Consider the following 22,713-nt stretch of genomic DNA (forward strand, 5'->3'; position numbering starts at 1 on the left):
AGGTTGCGGCGTCATCCCCTGTTTGCTGATCGTGATTGCCTGTCCCTGACTCATGAGCGCAGTGAAGACCGGCTTTTGATTTCATTGACCAAAAGCGCTTCAAAACGGATCTGGTATTAGGGGCGAACCCTCTCAGTGAGCCTGTTTCTGTGTCTTGACCTGTTTGACGAGCTGTTCTAGCTGGGATGCAGGCAATGCACCTGAGACTCTTCCGGTTTCTTTGCCATCGAGAAACACACCCAGGGTCGGGATCGAGCGGATCTGATGTGCGGCCGCGGCCTGCTGCTCGTCTTCGGTGTTGACTTTAACGAAAAGTACCTCGCCTGCATGCTGGCGGGACGCCGCTTCGAAAGTGGGCGCAAACATCCGGCAGGGGCCACACCAGGGCGCCCAGAAGTCGACGATCACAGGTATCTTGTCTTGCCGTATGATTTCCTGCAGGGCGGTGCTATCAAGCTCGACCACTTTTCCAAAGAGCAGTTCACCGCATGCACCACAGTTTGGTGCGTCGGCAACCCGGTCGGCAGGAACACGATTCGTTTTACGGCAATGCGGGCAGCTAACTTGCATGATTTTTCCCGTCACGGTGTTGGTTGAGAGAGCAAGAGTGAATCACGAGGACTAAGTGACTCATTCTTAAGGGACTCATTCATTTCATGTAAATATATATTGTTTTTTGCAAAAAGCAAAGCGTAATCATCAGGCAAGTAAGGTCTCTGTATTCTGACGATTGAACACTTGCCCGCGCATTTCCCTTCCTGGTCTGACTGGTTCGCGTGCGAACAGTCAGGCGCAGCCGACCGGGCAGGAGGGCGCGCGCCGGGGGCATGTGGGTGGCAAGCGGGGTGGCATGCGGGGGTAGCATGCCGGCGATTTGATTTTTGTCCTGCCTTTTGAGAAGGCTTTTTGAAGGAGCTTTGCGGGCGCGCCCTTCGATCCCTTGGGCATCGATGCCGGCACGTACGGTCGCCAGGGTTCTGTCAACTGGACCTCTGCCCCTGACCCGTTACCCGCGAAGCCCCCACGATAGTTCGCCTCGAACAGCCTCGGCCAGTGAAAATCAGAACAATACATTTCAATAGGTTACGCAGCGTTTTCAGGGATATGGCGGGTTACTCGAGGTGTCTGGCAACCGCCCAGGCGGGTTGGCAATAGCGGGAGAGTTCATTTTGATCAACCGTGCGGCAGTTGAAAGGCGCCTGGCCTATGTCACAACATTCGCTGTTGTTGTATTCGTCGCCCGGATCAGATCTCTTCGGCAGGAGAAAACAGCAAGGACACTGGTTGATCTGGAACTGGCCTCGCGTGCAATTGCCTGGATTGTCGTTTTCGGCTCAAGTATTTGCGCACAAAACCGGTCGCAGGCAAGTGGGTATTGGTATGCTTCGCATTACAAGAATTCATCAGGGGATTGCCTTGTCTTCGACCATTCTGCAGATCCGGACGTTTCTGATTCTGCTTGTTGCTGTATCGGCCGCTTTTGTCTGGTTGCTCATTCCGTTCGCCGGTGCGATCTTCTGGGCAATTGTGCTGGCCATCCTGTTCATTCCAATGCAGCGATGGCTCATCGGGGTCATGCCAAACTGGCCCAATGCTGCCACACTGCTCACCATGCTGGCTGCCGTGGTGATTGTGCTGATGCCCGTCTCGTTTGTCGCACAGTCAGTGATCACCGAGTTGATTCATCTTTATCAGCAGGTTCAGGATGGTGATTTCAGGGCGGGTGATGCGTACGAACAACTAGTCAACGCTGTCCCGCCGAGCATGATGCCCTGGTTTGAGCGACTCGGTCTGGATGATGTTGAAACAATCAAGAGCTACATCTCGCGTTTTGCCAGCCAGGCTGTGCGTCTGGTCGGCAACCAGGCAATAAACGTCGGTCAGAACACGTTTATGTTCGTACTGGAGTTGTGCATCATGCTCTACCTGCAGTTCTTTTTGTTGCGCGATGGTATGAAGCTGTCTGGCCTGGTTACCAATGCGCTACCCCTGGCCATGGAGCACAAGGCACGCTTTATGAGCAAGTTTGCAACCGTTGTGCGTGCAACGATCAAGGGAAATGTGGTGGTGGCGATCTGCCAGGGCGCGCTCGGGGGCTTGATCTTCTGGGCACTGGGTATCGCCTCGGCGACCTTGTGGGGAACCGTGATGGCGGTTCTGTCACTGCTGCCGGCTGTAGGGGCCGGGCTGGTCTGGGGGCCCGTTGCCGTCTACTTTCTGGCGACGGGTGATATTGCCAAAGGTGCCATTCTTGGCGCCTACGGGGTGTTGGTGATTGGTCTGGTTGACAACGTGTTGAGACCCGTGCTCGTGGGCAAGGACACCCGTCTGCCGGACTACATGGTCTTGCTTTCCACGCTGGGCGGATTGACCATGTTCGGGATCAGTGGCTTTATTGCGGGCCCGTTGATTGCCGTGCTGTTTCTGGTGGCATGGGATCTTTTCCGGGTGATGAATCAGGAAATCAGCGAGACGGTAGAGGATCGCTGACCCATCCTGGACGCAGGCTGTGCGATGAGCGGGCTTTTGTCTCGGCAAAACTCCTCACTGCAGTCTGCTGTCATTCGAGCAGGATCTTGCTGACCTGCTCGACAATCTTTGCATCCTCGCACAGGAATACGGCAACGTCGTCTGCGTTCATGACCTCGAGCAGTTCATACATGGCATACAGCAGATTCTCGTCGCTGTGACCGAGCGCGCCGACGTGAACCGGATGCTCGCGCTCAAAGACGCTTCTTGGAATCAGGTAACTCAGGGCATTGGGGTCGGGTGGCCCTTCGGCAAGAATGACAGTCAGGCTCGCTGCTTCTTCACCAGGTTCCGGGTCAGTCTGGGTCAGCTGGACCTCGAGCAGGTGCTCGGGCAGTCCATCGATGCGTGCCGCGGTGAAACCGTCGATCATTCAATTCTCCGTTAATTTGATCAGAAAGGGCGACCGATTGTGGCGAACGGGACCGAGCCTTTGATCGCGACGCCCGTATGCCAGCAATGTCAGTGCCGTCAAGCTCAACATAAACTGCGATCGTTCATCGATACACTCGAGTACCGCAAACGCGATAGTTTGATGGTTTGATAATTTTCAGTACGACACGCATGGCGCAAGGGCAGACAAGTTGCGTGAAAGAAAATGGAGTCAGGAACCCGACGTTCAGGCCGCACGCCTGGAGGTCGGGTAGACGCTATTACTCTCGCTCTTCGCCCAGGACTTCCATGATGGCGGCCAGCATGTGATTGAGCTCCGAGGTCATGAGTGTGAAGTCTGTATCGAGTTTCTCGGCCTCGTTCAGGGCACCATCCGCCTTGGCACGTTCCTCGAGAATGTCTAGAGGATTGACGCGCTTGAAATCCGCAGTATCAGTGAGTACGAAGCTGATTCGATCCTGCCAGGTCAGCGCCAGGCGTGTGCACTGGTAGCCGTTTTCCACGTGACGAGTGATGTCATCGGTCGATACAGCATGTTTGGCGTAGCGAATCACGCCTGCGCTGTCTCCACCGGATTGCCACTGACTGTCCGGATCGATCGTGAATCCATCCGGTGCCTCACCCTGAATCAGCCAGCTGGTCATCAAATTGGCTGTGGACTGATTCAGTCTGAGTGGCTCAACGGGATAGGGATGCATGGCTTTTCCCAGCGCGGAGAGGACCTCCTCGACCTGCGAAGACGCGGCTGCGTCAATCACCAGCCAATGGTTGACCGGATCGATCCACAGTCTGACGTCGCGTGCGATGGTGAAGGCGCGTGGCATCAGAGACTCGGTGACCATCTCCTTGAGATCCTTGATCTGTTTGCGACCAGGACGATAGCCTTGCTCGGCCTCAATGATCTGCGCCCGTGCCTTGACTTCCTGGTTGATGACGCTGGCAGGCAACAGCTTCTTTTCCATGCGCATGGCCAGCAAGAGCTGACCTGACACATTCACGGCCAGCCGGTCGTCGTCCTCCCGGGGCGGAACCCAGCCCTGAGAAACAGCTGACAGATCGCCTGCTGGTGTGAATCGATGCGCGCTGAGCGCCTGATCGATTTCATCCCAGTGCTTGGCCCAGTGAGCCGACAGTCTGAATACTTTGAGATTCTTGAACCACATGATGCCTATCCAATACCCACGAAAAAAGGCTTCAAGTGTAGTTCAAGCCGGGCGCAGCTCCAATTCGGAACGCTCGCCACGGCGAGATAGTGGTTGTACGAATTGTCAATGATTCAGTAATCGGCTTGCGATGTAGCGGCACATGCCTCGCAACGCGGGCAAACAGGGCGCCGTTGCACGCAACTGCGAAGCTTGCTCACTCTCGGTTCGGTACTCGTGGCGGTTTGGTCATGCCCTCGAAACAAGTGTGAATCAGCAATTCAACAATGTCATCGTCACTGAAGGCGCCGCCCGCTTTCAGAAAGTCCGCAACCGGGTCACATGAGCGCGAATAAATCGTGTAGAGAATGACTTCGGCAGGCAGTGAGGCTGACAGGTCACCTTTGGCTTGCGCTTGTTCAATCCATTCCCCGAGCACTTCGGTCAACCGGGTCAGACGCTCCACATAGGGTTGGTGCTCGATCAATGTTTGCTGAATGCTGGAACGGGTTGATGGTAGCGAGGGCATGGTGCCGCTAAGGTGAATGCGCACGGCCCAGCGAACGACAGCCTTGAGCTTTTCAATTGCGGACAGATGCTCGGACAGGGAGTTGGCAACCTCGAGCGAGTCATCCAGAAACCGTGTCATAGACGCCGCAGCAAGCGCCTCTTTGGATGCAAAGTGTTTGTAAAGACTGGCTTTGGCGATGCCCACTTCAGCAGCTACTTCATCCATGGTCATCAGGTCAAACCCTTTTTGGGCGAGCAGACGGTTGACGACGTCCAGAATCGCGTCTTCCCGGAACTTCAATTGTTGTGCCTTGAATGAGGCCTTCTTTCTGGCTGCTGGCGTTGGCATGTTTGCTGCCTCTTGTAAAAAACACATGGACACACAAAAAGCTTGTGTATCCCACAAAAATGGTTTCTAATCAGTTCAAACAAATACTGATCAGTATTTGTTTGAACTGATTAGTTCAATTTAAAGAGACCCAAGTTTTTACAGAAATGATGCAGTTGCTGTCTAAAACCTGATGGTCGTCTTGCTACTCGAGAGTAAATGTCGATTATGCCTGTATCCACATCGTTTGACGATCAATCTGCAGCCGGTAAAGGGGTTCTGGACTCGCGCGAGTCTGATCAGAAGGGGGCGGCAGCGGCGCAGTCCGGTGAGCAGACTCCGTCCCAGGCGCAGCAGCTACCCAGGCACGTCCAGGCATTTGAGCCGGGAACCTGGACACTCAGTGGTTGTGGTGTCTTCAGCTGGAGCGTGTTTCGTCTGTACCGTGCCAGCCTGTTTGTTCAAGGAACTGTCGATTCTGGAAGGCCCTACGCCTTGTTGCTGTCTTATCTGCGCAAAGTAACCGCTCAGCAGATTGCCGACACATCCGTGCAACAGTTCGAGCGGCTCGGATTCGGTTCGTCAGAACAGCATCAGCAGTGGAGGAGTTTGCTCCTCGGGCTGTTGCCTGATGTCGCGCTGGGCGACCATTTGACAGGCCTTTTTTACCCGAATCAGAAAGTTGAATTCTTTGACGGTAACAAGCACCTGGGCTGCGTGGAGGATCCGGCGTTTGCACAAGCATTTGCAGCGATCTGGCTTGATCCCAGAACTCAGGGGCAGTCCTTGCGCAAGGCGCTGCTGGGGATAAGTGATGACTGAGGGCAAGTCGCGCATTCCCTCGCCCGGCAGCCGGATTGCAGTTGTTGGCTCGGGCATTGCGGGCCTTGCGAGCGCCTGGCTCCTGTCCCGGCGCTACTCGGTGACTTTGTTCGAAGCGGGGTCGTACTTTGGCGGACACTCCAACACGGTGGATGTCACGGTCGACGGCATCACGCATCCGGTTGACACCGGCTTTCTGGTTCATAACGACCTCACGTATCCCAACCTGATTGCTTTATTCGAGCATCTTGGCGTACCTGTCCATCAAAGCGATATGTCATTCGGTGTATCAATTGAGGAGCCAGACATTGAATGGGCAGGTTCGAACCTGGGCACAGTCTTTGCCCAGAAGAGCCTGATGTTCAATCCTCGTTTTATCGTGATGCTGAGCCAGATACTCAAGTTCAACCGCAACGCGAACCAGTATCTTCTGGAATGTTCGAACCAGCCAGATATCACGCTTGGGGAATTGCTCAAGCGCCATGGCTACGGGCGGGCGATGCAGTACTGGTACTTGCTGCCAATGGCAGCGGCGATCTGGTCCTCCTCTGTTCGTGACATTCTGTCGTTTCCGGCCGCGACGTTTCTGCGATTTTGTTTGAATCACCGGTTATTGCAGATCGAAGGACGGCCTCAGTGGCGCACCGTGCTGGGTGGCTCGCGAGTCTACGTTCAGGCAATGCTCAAGTCGATTCAGGATGCGAGGCTTGACTGCCCGGTGCTGGAAATCAGTCGTCGTCACCTGATCAACGCAGAGTCTGGACAGCAGAGCGCTGGTATCGTCGTTCGCACCGCCCGTTCGACCGAGGTGTTCGACGCTGTTGTGATGGCGTGTCATGCGCCCACCAGTCTGGGGCTGATCGATGCTACCGATCAGGAGTGTGACATCTTAGGGGCTGTCCGTTACCAGCCTAATGAAGCCGTTCTGCACACGGATCCAGCACTGTTGCCCCGACGCAAGAAAGTCTGGTCGGCCTGGAACTATCTGTCCACGCCGTCACGTGATGATGCTCATGCAGTCGCTGTCAGTTATCTCATCAACTGCTTGCAGCCGTTGCCATTCACGACTCCGGTGATTGTGACCCTCAACAGTCACCGCCCGATTGATGAGTCCCGTGTCATCCGGCGTTTCAATTACGAACATCCGGTCATGGATCTGCCTGCAATTCGGGCCCAGCAGCGGCTTGGTGTGATCCAGGGGCAACTGGGCACCTGGTTCTGCGGGGCCTGGTGTGGCTATGGATTTCATGAGGACGGACTGAAGTCAGCCATCGCCGTTGCCCGGGACTTCGGGATTGAACCGCCGTGGGCAGGAGTTGTGGCATGAGCAATGAGTTACCGGCGTCTGACAACCTGATCCGCTTTGCTCGTGCCGTGGTCATGCACAAGCGGCAAAAGCCGTTTATCCACGCCTTTGTCTACAAGCTGTTCTGCATGCAGTTGCGGGTTGATCAGCTTGATCAGGTGGCGTTTCATGCGTCATCAGGCGGCTCATGGCTGTTTGGCGTGAATCGCCGCCGCCCGGTCAGCTTTATGAGTGCCGATCACGGAGATCGTCAGGGCACTGATCTGATGGGGTGGCTGGAGCGCACCTTACGTACAGCCGGACTAGAGCATCCTGGTGGTGCAACCTGGTTGCAGTGCTTTCCAAGGGTGTTTGGCTACGTCTTTAACCCGGTCAGCTTCTGGATGATGCATGACCGTCAGGGGGACCTGAAGCTGATTCTGGCCGAAGTGAATAACACCTTCGGGCAGAGCCACCAGTATGTGTTGCAGGCACCTGATCACGGTGTTATTGGACAGGGTGACGACCTGTTCTGTCGCAAAGTCTTCCATGTGTCTCCCTTCTGCGAGATCAAGGGGCACTACCGGTTTCGATACCAGGGCCAGATCACGGCTCCCCTCGCAACGGCACCCTCTATCTCGAACCGTGCCATGTCACTGGCTGAATCAACTTCCGCGCGTCAGTCCATGGCGATCGATTTCTTTGATGATGACGCCAGTGATGTAGCGCTGCTGCGAACGGCAATCACGGTCGAACCGCAATCGTGGACCACAAGACGCGTGCTCGGTGCAGTCATGCGTATGCCATTCATGACCTTTGGCGTGATGGTCCGCATCCACTGGCATGCCTTCAAATTATGGCGCAAAGGGGCAGCGTTTCACCGGTTGCCTGCGCCACCGCAAGAAGAGGTGACCCGCAATGTGCCATGACCGTACTGCCGCTACTGATGCCGTGCTTGCCAATGTGTCGACAGACCAGGCAAAAACGACCAAACCGACCTCAGTCCCGTCAGGTCCAGACACATTGACCCAGATTTCACACCTGACTTCACTTCATTTCACTTCACATTACTTCACTTCACCATACCCGAGGTTCATTTAATGAATGTCAATGAAGCTTCGATCAACACACTGTCCGTCCAGACGCTGCCCTGGTCTGCCCGTACGTTTGTCTCATTGCTGTCAAGGATCTCAGAAGGCTCTCTGACATTGATCGATCCGCAGGGCCGGTTCATGCTGCTCGGCAGGCAAGGGGCATTGCCACACGCCCAGCTCAAGATCCGTGACTGGCGGGCAGCATCGCTCATCATGCGACAGGCCGATGTCGGGTTTGCGGAGTGCGTCCGACGCAACTGGGTGGATTGCCCGGATATGATGTCACTCTTCAGGCTCGCAATCCGTAACGAGGATTCGGTGAATGTGGTGCGCGGTAGTTGGTGGGCGCTGTTGCTGCGTCAGCTTGGGCACTGGGTGCTGCGAGACAACAGCCGCCGCGGTAGCCGTCGCAACATCCTTGCACATTACGACCTCGGGAATGACTTTTACCGTCTATGGCTCGACGGGTCGATGAGCTATTCCGCAGCACTGTTTGAAGGGGATGACCAGCGCAGTCTGCCCGATGCACAGGCAGCGAAGTACGACCGTATGCTGGACCAACTCGACATCCAGCCGGGCCAGACACTGCTCGAGATTGGGTGCGGCTGGGGTGAACTCGCTGTGCGTGCCGCTCGAAGAGGTTTGAAAGTCAAAGGCGTCACGCTATCAGACGCGCAGCTAGCATGGGCACAAGAGCGGGTCAGACGCGAAGGGCTGGCTGCTCAGATTGATCTTTCGATCTGCGACTACCGTGATATCACAGGTCAGTACGACCACATCATTTCGATCGAAATGTTCGAGGCAGTGGGCCTTCGTCACTGGCCCGGTTACTTCTCAGTGATTCGCGATCGTCTGAAGCCCGGTGGGCGAGCGGTTATCCAGACAATCGATATAGCGGATGCCCATTTTGATGCATACGTGCGTGGCACTGATTTCATTCAGCAATACATTTTCCCGGGCGGCATGCTGCCCAGCCCATCGCGATTCGAGTCTCTGGCCGACAACGCGGGCCTGAATGTGCAGGATCGATTCAGTTTTGGTATCGATTATGCAAAAACACTGGCCTTGTGGGCGCAAGCCTTCGACACACACCAGGAAGACATTCAGGCGCAAGGGTTCGATGACACCTTCATGCGGATCTGGCGCATGTATCTGGCCTATTGCGAAGCTGGATTTCGGGAAGGACGCACTGATGTCAAGCAATGGGTTCTGGCCAAGCATGCTTGATGGCCTTTATTCATTTCTTTGCCGGACGCGGTCGCTTGACGCGGCGAGCCAGTAAGAACGCAATGTTCCAGTCACCACTACTGTGTGCTGACGGGTAAGGAGAAGATCACCATGCAAAGACATTCCAGCGTGCAGGGGCAGCCTGAGGTCAGTGGAGTGCGCGAGCAGAATACCCTGGTTAGCGCCATCGCAACCGCAATTCTGGAAAAAGCCAATGACGGTTTCTTGCGGTGTGTGTCTTCTCTTGCACTGATAGCACCGAACTTGAAAAAGGTGCTAGGCGCTGCTGTGCTGGCAAGCCTGGCTGGCCTTGCGATGCCGGCATCAGGTTCACAACTCGCGAATCAGGATCGTGCGAACGGAGTTTCCGGCCACGACCGGGCGTCCGGGGGCGACCCCGTTGCAGGCGACGCGCTGAGTCAGACCCCGGCCTTTGGCTGGCATGCACTGGTTCCGCACGCCCGGCGAGTTGGACAGGGCCAGTTTCGTCGCTTCGGATTCCTGATCTACGACGCCACGCTCCTGGCGCCCAACGGTCGCTATCAGCCTGACGAGCCTTTCGCACTGGAATTACGGTACGCGAGAACCATTAGCCGTGACCAGATCATTGATGCGTCGCTTGACCAGATGCAGGCTCTGGGTGTGGATGTCGACCAGCACCCTGACTGGAAAGCCCAGCTCCATGGGGCCCTGATGGACGTGCGAGCGGGCGATGTGCTGACTGGCGTTTACGTTCCGGGGCGGGGCAGCGGGATTTTTCATGAAGGAGTCAGGCTGGGAAGACTGGATGACGCGCTGGCACAGGCATTTTTTGCGATCTGGCTGGATCATCGCACCAGTGATCCTGACTTGCGCGCCGAGCTGCTTGGGCAGTCGGACTAAGGGCCGGCTCACGTGAATCCGAGACCATCGCGCTCAGCATCAGGCACGCCAGATCTCCAGAGGCTGCCGTCTGCCGCCGGGCTTGCGGCCTACAGTGCACTGTCTTTTTCACTTGCCATGGCGATGTTGCCGATCTACATGATCGCACCCAAGTTCTATGGGGATACGCTGGGTGTCAGTCTCGGCATGCTTGGCGCTGCACTGTTCGCCGTGCGTCTGGTCGACACTGTTCAGGATCCGTTGATCGGACAACTGGTGGACTGGCTGAGTGGGGTCCGGCGCGGATGGAGCGGGCTGTTGATCGCAGGTGCGTTTTTGCTGGCAGGGGGATTTGTCCTGCTGTTTCATGTGCCGGACGGGCTGAGTGAAACGTCGATTGTTCTCTGGATGGTGGCAGCACTCGTGCTGGTGTACACGGCTCACAGTCTGATGAACGTGTGCTACCTGAGTTGGGGTGCCAGACTGACGGACGACACCGGTGCCCGCGCTCGCGTTACTGGCTGGCGTGAAGCCGCCGGTGTGGTCGGTGTGGTGGTGGCGTCTATCCTGCCGGCAGTCTGGGCGGCAAGCGATGGTCCCGAGCGCGCTTACGGCGCATTTGCGTGGGTGTTTGCTGCCATTCTTGCGGTCACTGTGCTGATCACGTTGCTGGGGTCGCCGCGCCCCAGGATCGTCTTCACTCCTGAAATCAACGCAGACCGGCGCCAGCTTCAGCATACCGGTAACGACGGTTTTGCTCAGGCAGGACGAGTACGAGCAGGAGGACGAGAACGAGGACGATGGGCCCGGATGCTGGCGCCCTGGCGGGCCGCGTTAGGTCGTCAGACCGTTGGTCCGGATCGCTGGTTGTGGCGCCTTTATGCGTTTTATCTGTTTAACGCAACGGCGGCGGCATTGCCGGCGACATTGATCCTGTTCTATGTCGAAGATGTGATTGAACGGCCTGCCCAGGTCGGGCTGTTTCTGGGCGCGTATTTTTTGGCGGGACTGACGGCGCTTGGACTCTGGGTCCGGGTCTCAGACCGTCTGGGCAAGGCCCGGACCTGGGCGCTTGGATCGCTGATAGCTGGAGTGGGGCTTTGTCTGGCTGCGTTTCTAGGCACAGGCGACACCATTGCTTATCTGTTCGTCTGTGTCTTGACCGGCACTGCACTGGGCGTGGATCTGGCATTGCCCCCGGCCATGCTGGCCGATGCGATCCGGCCAGAGCAACGTGGCAGTACGGGGCTTTACTTCGGGGTCTGGGCGTTCGTCGCCAAATTTGCGTTGGCGGTATCAGCCGGGGTGTCGCTACCCGTGCTGGCCGCGCTTGGGTACGAGCCCGGACAGCCGGCAAGCGCCACATCGCTGGCACTTGTCTACGCCTTCATGCCGATTGTTTTCAAGGCAGTGGCAGCAGTCTGTCTCGGGCGCAGACTGCTCAGTCCGGACACGGTCCGGCAATCGCCAAAAAACATATCTATCCATTCACGTACTGATTAAGGGAGAGCCAAAGCATGAAACTCAAATCCATACTGGCTGCAACCAGCGCAGCTGTTCTGACGGCATGCGCAAGCGTTGATGTCGAACAGTACGCCAGTGAAGAGCCCAGGCTCGTCATGTCGGAATTCTTTGACGGGAAGATGGATGCCTGGGGCATTTTTCAGAAACGCAACGGCGAGCTTGCCCGGCGCTTTCATGTCGAGATCATTGGCACATGGGAAAGTCCGACCGAGGGCCAGCTCGATGAGTATTTCACCTACGCGGATGGTGAGAAGTCGCGCCGCTTATGGAAACTCAGCCAGCAGGCGGATGGCACCTGGCACGGTACGGCCGATGATGTCGAAGGCGTTGCGATTGGCAAGGTAGCGGGTAATGCATTGCACTGGAAGTATGTCCTGCAACTGCCGGTTGACGGAAAGGTCTACAACGTTGACTTTGACGACTGGATGTGGCTCATGGATGGCAATACCATGATGAATCGTTCAGTCATGTCGAAGTACGGATTCAGACTGGGTGAAGTGTCGCTACTGTTTCGCAAACGGGAGCCCGGTTCGTGAGCATATTCGCTAGCATCTGGCGTAAGTTGAATGCGCCGGTGACAGACTGGTCAGGTCGCAAGGTCTGGATCATTGGTGCGTCAAGTGGAATCGGGGCAGCGCTGGCGAGCGCAATGCTCGAGCAGGGGGCAAGAGTGGCCATTTCGGCCAGGCGAGTGTCCATGCTGGAGGGGATTGCCCAAGATTATGAACACGCGCTTGTCGTGCCGCTGGATGTCCTGGACGAACGATCCTGGGATCAGGCACTCGAGCGGATTGATCGCGAGTTTGGCGAGATCGATCTGGTCGTTTTCGGTGCAGCTCGTTATGATCCCCGGCACGTCTGGGATCTGGATCTTCAGAAAGTTCAGGCGAGCTATGATCTGAACGTTGTTTGTGCCTATCGGGCGGCTGCCAGACTGGCTCCGCGGCTGATCGCACAGGGGCATGGCGGGATCGCCATGATAGGGAGCATCTCGGGCTATACCGGCTTGCCCAGAGCGATCATCTACGGAGCCACCAAAGCGGCGTTGCAGAATCTGACTGAAACGCTGTATCTGGAACTTGCTCCCAAGGGTGTATCGGTTTATCTCATCTCGCCAGGTTTCGTTAGAACCCCGATGACGCAGGCCAACGATTTCGAGATGCCTGGACTGATGACACCGCAGGCTGCCGCACAGGCCATTCTGAAGGGATTTGCCAGGGGGCTGTTTGAAATCCGGTTTCCGACCGGCTTTGCCAATGTACTCCGGCTTGTGAGCAGACTGCCATATCGCATCCGGTTCGCCTTGCTTAACCGTGTAACCAGGGCTTAGTCGATTGGTCTTGTTCCATGCAAGGGCAGGGATGCTGTCGTGCAATTTAATAGGCGCATGTCAATAAACGCATGTACATGGAAGTATGCGTAAGTGCGTGCAATGTGATGTGCACCGCGATGTGCGCTTTGTGGGAGTATCGACATGGTTGATAGAATGGTTTCGGGCTCTAGCCAGACGTCCGGTACTGGCCAGCGAGTCAAGCGTGAAGAGCAGTCGGCTAGAGCACACCGTATCATCGATTGGTTTGAAGCGCTCAGACCTGATACGCTGGACAGTATAGCCACGGTCTATGGCCCGAACGCCCGGTTTCGGGATCCTTTCAATGACGTCAGCGGTTTGAGATCGATCAGACAGATTTATGCGCACATGTTCGAATCTCTGGAGAATCCCAGGTTTACGGTGACTGAATCAGTCGAGCAGGCAAGTCACCTGTGCGTTGTATGGATGTTTCAGTTTAGCTGGCGCGGGCGTCCGATCGAGTTTGAAGGTACAACCTGGTTTGACCTTGATGAGCGAGGCTTAATCTCCAGACACCGCGATTTCTGGGATGTTTCTCAAGGCGTTTACGAGCGATTACCAGTACTTGGTACGGTACTGCGCGTGCTGCGCAGGAAAATGGCGACACCGGGTTTGCTTTCTGACGCGTGATGTGTGTCTTGTGCCTGTGCATTTCTGGCAGATAAGACAAGTCAGCTCACTTGTTCGAATCACACATCAGGACAGAGCAATCTTCACGCTGTTTCAAAAGACGTCAGAGCATCGCTGGCCCGCATGTCTTGCGGTGCGTGGCCTGGTAGTCAGCGTTTAACGACTTGCTCCCGGGGGTTGCGGTTGGAACTACCCATTTTTCTCCGGTAAGAACCGGGCTGCGTGAAGCCTTGTCGCCTGCATGTGATGCGGGAAATTCAGGTAAAAAAAAGCCCCTCCAGCACTGGAGGGGCCTAAAAGCCGGTAGGGTGCAGCAGTCCCATCCGGCGGGGGACCGTTCGATCGATCAGGTGTTGCTCTGATTTCGATCTGAATTCAATCAGCCGCCCTGTCTTCCAGAGCAGCAGGCAGGACTGACCTCGTGTCGGGGTTCATCCTGGTGTCCAACCAGGCAAGTGTGTCATCAAGCCACATCTGCATTCACCACCGGCACTACAGCTAACCCTGACTAAACCATGCCATAACCATCTGTCTTATCGGTCTTGATATCCCGTTTGCAGGGTCTGGACCGTTCGAGAGAATCAGTTTCTGGCTAAGCTATGTTTTGTGACTGAAAGTATTCTATAACCAAGGCTTCCAATTTGCAAAACATCTAGCCTAAATATTAGTTCATGAACCTGACAGGTAACTGACAGTCAATGCGTCTATGCTGATACGAGTATTGCCCAGCACAACTATCAGCACTTCTGACATGTTCTATCAGCAAGACATAGTGATACGTTGCGTCAATAACTCACTTGTTGCAAGTTATTCTGTGAGGATTCTGTCAAAAGTGATCGTGAACTGGGTTCCATACGGTTTTTGTCCAGGATTTGCGTCCTCGACCCGTAGCTCCGCTTGATGTCGCTGGGCGATCTCTTTGACAATCGCAAGCCCAAGACCGCTGCCGTGTGCAGTCGATCCGAGTACACGATAGAAACGGTCAAATATGCGCCCCTTGTCTGCCGCAGGAATGCCAGGGCCATCGTCGCGCACGAACAACTCCACCTGCCCCAGTGTTGTATTTACGCCAATCGTGACATGGCCTCCGTCAGGAACGTAGCGCAGTGCGTTGTCGATCAGATTGTTGAGAGCCTCTGTGAGCAAGATTGACTGTCCCTGGATCATGATCGGAAACTCGGGGCCTTCGTAACCCAGGTCGATGCCTGCTTCAAGTGCGTCCGGTACCCACTGCTCGCATACCTGACGTGCGAGCGAACCGACATCCATAGGCTGGCGTTCGACCTTTTCAGGATGTTCGGCACTGGCCATCAGGAGTAGCTGATTGATCAGGCGGGTTGCTCGTTCAGTGCTTGCCACGATCTTGTGCAGATTCTGTTGAGTCTGGGCGTCACTTGCCGTTTTGAGCGCAAGCTCTGCCTGCGTGCGCAAGCCAGCCAGCGGAGTTTTGAGTTGGTGCGCTGCGTCCGCGACAAAGCGACGTTGCGATTCGATGTTCCCTGATAGTCTGGCAAGCAGATCATTCATGGCAACAACAAGTGGAGTGATCTCGAGCGGTGTCGATGTGTCCTCGATTGAGGATAGGTCGTCCGGTCTGCGCGACCTTAATCGTTGTTGAAGTGCATTGATGGGCGCGATCCCTCGTGACAGCCCGAACCAGACGAGTAGTACCGCCAGTGGCAGTACCAGGAACTGGGGGATGATGACACCCTTGATGATGTTGTTGGCCAGCTCCGCCCGGCTTTCAGTGCCTTCGGCTGCAACCAGCAGGATGTTCGTCGCCGGTTTGAGCGGAGACTGAACCCAGGTATATGCCAGTCTGAGGTTGTAGCCGCTCACTGACTCGTCACGGTAATAGACATCGCCTGGTCCCCAGTTCTCTGGCATGTCGGGTGAGGGTAGCGCGCTTTCTCCACTGATGATCGGCCCGCCGACGACCTGGGCTTTCCAGAAAATGCCCTCGTTCTCACGTGTGCGCATGGCAATTCTGGTAGGAGAACTCAGTGTCAGGGCGGGTAGTGGTTCCGCCCATTCGATCTGGTGCTCCAGAAGCTCCAGTGCGTTGTTAAGCGACCGGTCGAAAGGTGCATTCGCGATGTCCTGTGCAACCAGGTAGGTGATTGCCACACTCATGGGCCAGAGCAGAAAAAGCGGAGCTAGCATCCAGTCCAGAATCTCCCCGAGTAGCGAGCGGCGATGTACGCGCGGGCCACTGTCTGCTGGCTCGAACCCCTCGGTTGAAGACTTTGATTGTGTGCTGATCGGCGTGTTTACTGGCGGATACTTTGATTCATCGCTGGCAACACGTTCTGGAGGAGGGATGACAGTACGGTTCAATTCAGATCGTCTCAGGCTGTTGATCCCTGAACGGAGGCGGGCTCCTCGGTTGCGCGCTGCAGGCAGTAGCCGAGTCCGCGAACGGTTGCAATTCGTACGCCGCTGGGTTCAAGTTTCTTTCTGAGTCGATGCACATAAACCTCGACGGCGTTGGAACTGACTTCCTCCCCCCACTGGCACAGGTGGTCGACGATCTGGCTCTTGTTGACCATTCTGCCGGCACGCAGCAGCAGAATCTCCAGCAGACTAACCTCTCTGGCCGATAAGTCCAGCGCCTTGTCATCAACCAGCGCGATCCGGCCGACCTGATCAAACACCAGACGTCCATGCCGCATGAGTGCCGTGCCAGCACCTAGTCCGCGACGAGTCAGCGCCCGGACACGTGCTTCAAGTTCACTGAGTGCGAAGGGCTTGGCCATATAGTCGTCAGCGCCCAGGTCCAGTCCTCTGACTCGTTGTTCAATGGAGTCCGCGGCGGTGAGAATCAGTACGGGCAACATGGCGTTGTGCGTGCGCAGACTTTGCAGCACTTCCAGTCCTGACATTCTTGGCAACCCGAGGTCCAGTATCAGAAGGTCAAACTCCTGGGAGCGCAATGCAGTGTCTGCGGCCAGTCCGTCGCTTACGGCGTCAACTGCGTATCCTGAATGGCGCAAGGACTGGGTCAGCGCGTCAGCCAGCAGGTTGTCGTCTTCGGCGATCAGTATTCTCATGGTGCGAGATAGGAAACACAGGTCAATAATCTGGAATTCTGGCACAGGCCGCTGGCGTTGCCTACAGGCATTAACCCGCGTAGGTGTGCGCTTGCAACGATCCGCCTCATCCCGGGAAGCAAATGACCTTGCTGGATGGAAGAATCCCGTCTTCTATGTCATCAAGAATTCTGTACCGGACCCGGCCATCGTTTGTTCAGGTGTTTGTCCTTGGGAGTGACCCCCGTTCGTGAAGGTTCTCGCCCAGTGTGACGTTGAATTAGGTCACGATTCAGTTATACTGTTGGTTTATACAGTAAATGTAAAATCTGCTGATTCATGGCTGGGCGGTCAGCGCCTTGTTTGGCAATGTGAAGTCTGTGGCAAGTGCAATAATGTGCTTCGAGTAAAGTTCTTCTACTCTCGATGGCTCGTCGATGGGGGGGCTGCAGCGGTCAATCGCGCTGTCCGTTTGTGTGTCCGTTGCGTAGCTATTTGTGTAACCGTATTAACGAGATGTAATCATGGCAAGGAGTATTCATGGACGATAAATCCTCCAAACAGGGAGGCGGGTCAGAAAAGAGCAAGGCTCTTGCCGCTGCGCTGTCGCAGATCGAAAAGCAGTTCGGTAAAGGTTCGATCATGCGTTATGGTGACAACGAGGTCGAGCATGACATTCAGGTGGTTTCCACTGGCTCTTTGGGGCTTGATATCGCCTTGGGCGTTGGCGGGCTGCCTCGCGGCAGGGTGATCGAGATTTATGGTCCGGAATCCTCCGGCAAGACGACACTCACGTTGCAAGTCATCGCCGAGATGCAGAAAATCAATGGTACGTGCGCCTTTATTGATGCCGAGCATGCTCTGGACGTTCAATACGCCTCGCGCCTGGGGGTCAACTTGACAGACCTGCTGATCTCGCAGCCAGACACGGGTGAGCAGGCACTGGAAATTGCAGATGCACTGGTGCGTTCAGGATCAGTTGATCTGATCGTGATCGACTCGGTCGCGGCACTCGTGCCTAAAGCTGAAATTGAAGGCGAGATGGGGGACTCTCTCCCTGGTCTGCAGGCACGACTGATGAGTCAGGCATTGCGCAAGCTGACTGCGACCATCAAGCGGACCAATTGCATGGTGATCTTCATCAACCAGATCCGCATGAAGATTGGTGTCATGTTCGGTAGTCCCGAGACAACCACGGGTGGCAATGCACTGAAGTTCTACGCGTCGGTGCGCCTCGATATTCGTCGCATCGGTTCCATCAAGAAGGGCGATGAAATGATCGGCAACGAAACTCGCGTCAAAGTGGTCAAGAACAAGGTCGCACCACCGTTCAAACAAGCCGAGTTCGATATCATGTATGGAGCCGGAATCTCCAGGCAGGGTGAGATCATCGACCTTGGGGTGCAGGCCGGTGTGGTCGATAAAGCGGGCTCATGGTTCAGTTATGGCGGGAACCGGATCGGGCAGGGCAAAGACAATGTCCGTGAGTACCTGCGTGAGCATCCGGAGCTCGCAGTCGAAATCGAAAACAAGGTGCGCGAGTCGTTCGGTATCAAGAGAATGGCTGTTGTCCCGGCAAGAGATGCGTCCGAAATATCCGAAGAATAATCCGCCAGGGGTTCTCCGGGCTTCTGAACTGACCGGTGATGAATCCGGTCAGAACAAGGCTGGCAATCCTGATCCGTCTCTGAATGAAAGGCATAAGCCTCTGGACAAGAAAGCACGCAAGGGGTCTGATATCAGTCTCAAGGCGCGTGCAGTTCGCTATCTCAGCATCAGAGAGTATTCGCGAGATGAATTGTTCCGCAAACTCTCCCCTTATGCGAGAAAGATGTCTCTGAAGCCGCAGTCTGATACCAGGCAAGACGGTGATCTCGAGGTTGGCGCGAGCATTCGCGACGAGGATGCCAGGACTGGCATGACTGAAGTGGTACGTTCAACTGGTGATTCAGATAGTGACTCAGGTGAGCACCCGTTCGACTCGACTGTGCTTGACGCGTTGCTCGATGAACTCGAACGAGAGGGGTGGCAGTCCGATGCACGGTTCGCACATGCGCTTGAGCACAGTCACCGTGGCCGGTTCGGTAGTCGCCGGATTGCGTACTCGATGCGCGAGCGAGGTCTTGATGATGAGTTGATTCGTGAAAGCCTGGATCGACTCAAGGATTCAGAACCGCAGAGAGCCTGGCAAGTCTGGCGCAAGCGTTTTGGACAGAAGGGGTTACCGACTGACTCGCGCGAGTATGCCCGGCAAGCACGTTTTTTGGCGAGTCGGGGGTTTGGGGGGATGTTGTTGCCCGGATCCTTTCGGGGCGATACGAGCCAGACTTTGACGTGGACAGTGATTCGGACGAGTCGACTGGTTGATGCTTGTCAATAGTGCAAGGTCAGATCAGATGTTCAATTTTGTGTCTGTCTCAAGCCAGCGTCTTTCATTCTGGTGCTGCGAGATGCGACACTATGCGTCTTGGGGGCGTGATCCTTCGCATTTGTGCGCATTTAACCGGATCTCATTGAAATCCGGAACCAGAAGGGGTTAATCTGTGGTTAACCACGTCTTAGTTTTCGTGCAATGCAGCAAGATCGCGCTATACTTGATCACTAATCGAAGTTTTATCTGACACGCATGCCATTACCCGCACCCGACTACCCACGTTCCCCGATGCACAACAGATACATCAGGGCTCACTCATTCGAACGCGATGACGGACTCTGGGATATTGATGCCGAGCTGATCGACACCAAATCCTACGATTTTGAGCGTCGCGACGGCAGTACACGGCATGCGGGTGAGCCGTTTCACCATATGCATATCCGCATCACGTTTGACAAGGCATTCAACGTGGTTGCCGCCGTTGCCGCCTATGATGCTGCTCCTTACGGAGAAATCTGTACCTGTATCGCGCCCGACTACAGCAACCTGGTCGGCATGAATCTTCTTAAAGGATTCAGGCAGGCTGTCAAGGTGCGGTTTGCACGAGCCGCCGGCTGTTCTCACATGACCGAACTCGCTGGACTGCTGCCGACCGTGGCCTTGCAGACACGAGCCAGTTTCCGATCGACTGAACCCGCGCAAGATCCCGGGAAAAAGCCGTTTCAGGTTGACGGCTGTCATGCGTTGAGTCAGCACGGTCCGGTAGTGCGCGAGTTTCATCCCGAATGGTACGTTCCGCTCAAGCGCGAAAGCGAGGCGGAATCGTCAAGCAGTTAGTCGATATGCAGAGCAGCCTGCCTGGCCGGTCCGGGCCGGCATACTGCTTGCGTATGGGCGACAAGAGAGTAGTTGCTGTTTCAAGATTAACGACCGATAGACAGGGTTCTCATGAAAATCCACGAATATCAAGGCAAGGAACTGTTGCGCAAGTTTGGCGTGACAGTACCCCGTGGCATCCCGGCGTTCAACGTTGAGGAAGCTGTCAGTGCCGCCGAGCAGCTTGGTGGGCCAGTTTGGGTAGTCAAGGCCCAGATTCACGCCGGAGGCCGGGGTAAGGGCGGTGGTGTCAAGCTCGCTCGCTCCATAGACGAAGTCAGACAGCTCGCGAGCGAGATCCTCGGCATGCAGCTGGTCACACACCAGACTGGTCCGGACGGTCAGAAAGTTGGGCGTTTGCTGATTGAGGAAGGTGCGGACATCAAGAAGGAATACTACGTTGGTATCGTGACTGATCGAGGCACCCAGCGTGTCTGCGTGATGGCCTCCAGCGAGGGTGGTATGGACATTGAGGAAGTAGCCAACAGCACTCCTGAGAAGATCCTCAAGGTGTTTGTTGATCCCCTCAAAGGTTTCAGCGAGGACGAGGCGCGTGAACTGGCACGTGGTATCGGTGTGCCTGACGCATCAGTCGAAAAGGCTGCTGCCGAGTTCCGCAAGCTGTATCAGGTTTACTGGGATACCGATTCGTCACTGGCCGAGATCAATCCGCTCATCCTGACCGGCAGCGGAGACATCATTGCATTGGACGCAAAGTTCAACTTTGACTCGAATGCGCTCTTTCGCCATCAGGAGATCGTTGCCTATCGTGATCTGGATGAGGAAGATCCTGCTGAAATCGAAGCGAGCAAGTTCGACCTGGCTTACATTCAGCTCGACGGCAACATTGGCTGCCTGGTCAACGGCGCGGGTCTGGCCATGGCGACCATGGACACGATCAAGCTCTTTGGCGGCGAGCCGGCCAACTTCCTCGATGTGGGTGGTAGTGCCACAGCTGAGAAAGTCACCGAGGCCTTCAAGATCATGCTCAAGAACGATGATGTTCGCGCCATTCTGGTCAACATCTTTGGAGGCATCATGCGTTGCGACGTGATCGCAGAGGGCGTCATCACTGCTTGCAAGGCTGTTAGCCTGAGCGTGCCGCTGGTGGTTCGCATGAAGGGAACCAACGAAGAGCTGGGCAAGAAGATGCTGGCCGAGTCGGGTCTTCCGATCATCAGTGCCGACACCATGGCAGACGCTGCCAGTGCTGTCGTGGCAGCCGCCAAATAATCGCCGGGGATTTCAATATGTCGATTCTGATCAACAAGGACACCAAAGTCATTACGCAAGGTATCACCGGCAAGACGGGGCAGTTCCACACCCGTATGTGCCGTGATTATGCGAACGGTAAGGAAGCGTTTGTTGCGGGGGTGAATCCCAAGAAAGCGGGTGAGGATTTCGAAGGCATTCCAATCTATGCCAACGTCTCCGAGGCCAGGGAAGCAACCGGTGCCACCGTTTCGGTGATCTATGTGCCGCCCGCAGGTGCTGCGGCCGCTATCCTGGAAGGTGTCGAAGCCGGACTTGATCTGGTGATCTGCATCACCGAGGGCATCCCTGTGCGTGACATGCTTGAGGTCAAGAGCAAGATGGCTGCCATGAACAGCAAGACACTGCTGCTCGGCCCGAACTGCCCGGGACTCATCACTCCGGATGAAATCAAGATTGGCATCATGCCGGGTCACATTCACCGTCGTGGCAAGATCGGTATTGTCAGCCGTTCCGGCACGCTGACCTATGAGGCAGTTGCTCAGGTCACTGAGCTTGGTCTGGGTCAATCCAGTGCAGTCGGTATTGGTGGCGACCCTATCAATGGTCTCAAGCACCTGGACGTCCTCAAGATGTTCAACGAAGATCCCGAGACCGAAGCCGTCATCATGATCGGTGAAATCGGTGGTCCCGACGAGGTCAATGCTGCACGCTGGGCAAAAGAGAACATGACCAAGCCGGTCGTGGGCTTTATCGCAGGTGTGACGGCACCCGCTGGCAAACGCATGGGTCACGCCGGTGCGTTGATTTCGGGTGGTGAAGATACAGCGGATGCCAAGCTGGAGATCATGGAAGCTTGCGGCATGAAAACTACGCGCAATCCTTCCGAGATGGGTAAGCTGCTCAAATCAGTGCTGTAAACCAGTGTTGTAATGCTATTCGGCAACTCAGTCCGGGCTATTTGTGCTGGACTGGGCTCTCGATAGGTCCCAGGTCCATTTCCTGACTGAACTGATCTGCTTGAACTGATCTGCTTGAACTGATCTGTTTAGGTCACACAGCCGCGCAATGGATTGCAACCGTAAGCAGAACGCCGCAAGTTCATCGTGAATTTGCGGCGTTCTGCTTTTCTTCTCGAGCTTCTCTCCAGAAATCCAGCTCTGACCTGGATCCGCTGCAGGTATCGGGATCGGATTTTGTCGAGACATTCGTGTCCCGTTTGCTCATGCCGTCTGACCTGATGTGTGCTTGCCTGGGATGCGTTAATGACTGGTGTGCACCTGGTTCTCGGGCACGTCAGATCATCGCACGGATCATTCTGCGGTCTTGCGCTGGATCAAGTGTGTTTCTCAGGGGGAGCGGTTACACTTATGCTGTCGGTGTCACAGATCGTTCTACGTGGTGAAATTCTGCGAGATGTTTGCTGTGACATTGCTTATTTGTTGATAAGGAAACAGAATGTCTGAAGAACAAGCAATGCAGAAAGCGAGTATGTCGATTCTGCAACGGCTCGCGTTGCTGGCCGT

General features: G+C 55.6%; 21 protein-coding genes. 15 read left to right on the plus strand and 6 right to left on the minus strand.

Annotated elements, in window-relative coordinates:
* Window positions 1-132 precede the first annotated feature (132 nt).
* Window positions 133-570 carry a thioredoxin TrxC gene (gene trxC, locus DBV39_RS03050; RefSeq protein WP_108620303.1) on the minus strand — a complete coding sequence of 146 codons (438 nt, stop codon included), beginning with the start codon at window positions 568-570 and terminating at the stop codon, window positions 133-135.
* 636 nt (window positions 571-1,206) lie between these two features.
* On the opposite strand from trxC, the gene DBV39_RS03055 reads away from it, so the two are divergent.
* Window positions 1,207-2,490: an AI-2E family transporter gene (locus DBV39_RS03055; RefSeq protein ID WP_227870788.1), complete on the plus strand. Its 1,284-nt coding sequence runs from the start codon at window positions 1,207-1,209 to the stop codon at window positions 2,488-2,490.
* Between the two features lie 70 nt (window positions 2,491-2,560).
* Here the strand turns inward: DBV39_RS03055 and DBV39_RS03060 are convergent, their stop codons facing one another.
* The 3 genes from DBV39_RS03060 to DBV39_RS03070 form a co-directional block, all read right to left on the minus strand.
* The gene (locus DBV39_RS03060) at window positions 2,561-2,902 is read right to left on the minus strand and encodes a hypothetical protein (RefSeq protein ID WP_108620304.1); all 342 of its coding nucleotides are present in this window, start codon (window positions 2,900-2,902) and stop codon (window positions 2,561-2,563) included.
* Window positions 2,903-3,182: 280 nt separating this feature from the next.
* On the minus strand, window positions 3,183-4,085 hold the full coding sequence (locus DBV39_RS03065; protein WP_108620305.1) for a recombination-associated protein RdgC: 903 nt from the start codon (window positions 4,083-4,085) through the stop codon (window positions 3,183-3,185).
* A 196-nt stretch (window positions 4,086-4,281) separates the two neighbouring features.
* A complete protein-coding gene (locus tag DBV39_RS03070) occupies window positions 4,282-4,923 on the minus strand; it encodes a TetR/AcrR family transcriptional regulator (RefSeq protein WP_108620306.1) in 642 nt (213 codons plus the stop codon).
* Window positions 4,924-5,121: 198 nt separating this feature from the next.
* Here DBV39_RS03070 and DBV39_RS03075 point away from each other — a divergent pair, with 198 nt between their 5' ends.
* From DBV39_RS03075 to DBV39_RS03115, 9 genes are all read left to right on the plus strand, one after another.
* On the plus strand, window positions 5,122-5,724 hold the full coding sequence (locus DBV39_RS03075) for a chalcone isomerase family protein (RefSeq protein WP_108620307.1): 603 nt from the start codon (window positions 5,122-5,124) through the stop codon (window positions 5,722-5,724).
* Complete coding sequence (locus DBV39_RS03080) at window positions 5,717-7,051, plus strand: NAD(P)/FAD-dependent oxidoreductase (protein ID WP_108620308.1); 1,335 nt, start codon at window positions 5,717-5,719, stop codon at window positions 7,049-7,051. Before DBV39_RS03075 ends, DBV39_RS03080 begins: the two co-directional genes overlap by 8 nt.
* A complete protein-coding gene (locus DBV39_RS03085) occupies window positions 7,048-7,938 on the plus strand; it encodes a DUF1365 domain-containing protein (protein ID WP_108620309.1) in 891 nt (296 codons plus the stop codon). The genes DBV39_RS03080 and DBV39_RS03085 overlap by 4 nt, the downstream gene beginning before the upstream one ends.
* Before the next feature lie 171 nt (window positions 7,939-8,109).
* The gene (locus tag DBV39_RS03090) at window positions 8,110-9,330 is read left to right on the plus strand and encodes an SAM-dependent methyltransferase (RefSeq protein WP_108620310.1); all 1,221 of its coding nucleotides are present in this window, start codon (window positions 8,110-8,112) and stop codon (window positions 9,328-9,330) included.
* 111 nt (window positions 9,331-9,441) lie between these two features.
* On the plus strand, window positions 9,442-10,212 hold the full coding sequence (locus DBV39_RS03095) for a chalcone isomerase family protein (RefSeq protein WP_108620311.1): 771 nt from the start codon (window positions 9,442-9,444) through the stop codon (window positions 10,210-10,212).
* A gap of 12 nt (window positions 10,213-10,224) precedes the next feature.
* Window positions 10,225-11,694 carry an MFS transporter gene (locus DBV39_RS03100; protein ID WP_108620312.1) on the plus strand — a complete coding sequence of 490 codons (1,470 nt, stop codon included), beginning with the start codon at window positions 10,225-10,227 and terminating at the stop codon, window positions 11,692-11,694.
* Between the two features lie 14 nt (window positions 11,695-11,708).
* Complete coding sequence (locus DBV39_RS03105) at window positions 11,709-12,251, plus strand: DUF3833 domain-containing protein (protein ID WP_108620313.1); 543 nt, start codon at window positions 11,709-11,711, stop codon at window positions 12,249-12,251.
* Window positions 12,248-13,045 carry an SDR family NAD(P)-dependent oxidoreductase gene (locus DBV39_RS03110; RefSeq protein ID WP_227870789.1) on the plus strand — a complete coding sequence of 266 codons (798 nt, stop codon included), beginning with the start codon at window positions 12,248-12,250 and terminating at the stop codon, window positions 13,043-13,045. Before DBV39_RS03105 ends, DBV39_RS03110 begins: the two co-directional genes overlap by 4 nt.
* A 144-nt stretch (window positions 13,046-13,189) precedes the next feature.
* Window positions 13,190-13,696, plus strand: a complete 507-nt coding sequence (locus DBV39_RS03115) for a nuclear transport factor 2 family protein (protein WP_108620314.1) — start codon at window positions 13,190-13,192, stop codon at window positions 13,694-13,696.
* Window positions 13,697-14,503: 807 nt separating this feature from the next.
* Here DBV39_RS03115 and DBV39_RS03120 read toward each other — a convergent pair.
* Window positions 14,504-15,859, minus strand: a complete 1,356-nt coding sequence (locus tag DBV39_RS03120; RefSeq protein WP_108623058.1) for a sensor histidine kinase — start codon at window positions 15,857-15,859, stop codon at window positions 14,504-14,506.
* Window positions 15,860-16,044: 185 nt separating this feature from the next.
* Entirely contained in the window at window positions 16,045-16,746 is a 702-nt protein-coding gene (locus tag DBV39_RS03125) for a response regulator (protein WP_108620315.1), read from the minus strand.
* Between the two features lie 519 nt (window positions 16,747-17,265).
* Between DBV39_RS03125 and recA the strand changes: the two genes are divergently transcribed.
* The 5 genes from recA (at window position 17,266) to sucD (ending at window position 22,107) form a co-directional block, all read left to right on the plus strand.
* Window positions 17,266-18,333, plus strand: coding sequence for a recombinase RecA (gene recA, locus DBV39_RS03130; protein WP_108620316.1), 1,068 nt, complete (start codon window positions 17,266-17,268; stop codon window positions 18,331-18,333).
* Complete coding sequence (locus DBV39_RS20545; RefSeq protein WP_159078765.1) at window positions 18,293-19,105, plus strand: regulatory protein RecX; 813 nt, start codon at window positions 18,293-18,295, stop codon at window positions 19,103-19,105. Before recA ends, DBV39_RS20545 begins: the two co-directional genes overlap by 41 nt.
* Window positions 19,106-19,351: 246 nt before the next feature.
* Window positions 19,352-19,936, plus strand: a complete 585-nt coding sequence (locus tag DBV39_RS03140) for a DUF2889 domain-containing protein (RefSeq protein ID WP_108620318.1) — start codon at window positions 19,352-19,354, stop codon at window positions 19,934-19,936.
* Window positions 19,937-20,047: 111 nt separating this feature from the next.
* The gene (gene sucC, locus DBV39_RS03145; RefSeq protein ID WP_108620319.1) at window positions 20,048-21,208 is read left to right on the plus strand and encodes an ADP-forming succinate--CoA ligase subunit beta; all 1,161 of its coding nucleotides are present in this window, start codon (window positions 20,048-20,050) and stop codon (window positions 21,206-21,208) included.
* Window positions 21,209-21,225: 17 nt separating this feature from the next.
* Complete coding sequence (gene sucD, locus DBV39_RS03150; RefSeq protein WP_108620320.1) at window positions 21,226-22,107, plus strand: succinate--CoA ligase subunit alpha; 882 nt, start codon at window positions 21,226-21,228, stop codon at window positions 22,105-22,107.
* The last annotated feature ends 606 nt before the right edge of the window (window positions 22,108-22,713 follow it).

Origin of the sequence: Orrella marina (genome assembly GCF_003058465.1) — a bacterium.
Lineage (GTDB): Bacteria > Pseudomonadota > Gammaproteobacteria > Burkholderiales > Burkholderiaceae_B > Algicoccus > Algicoccus marinus.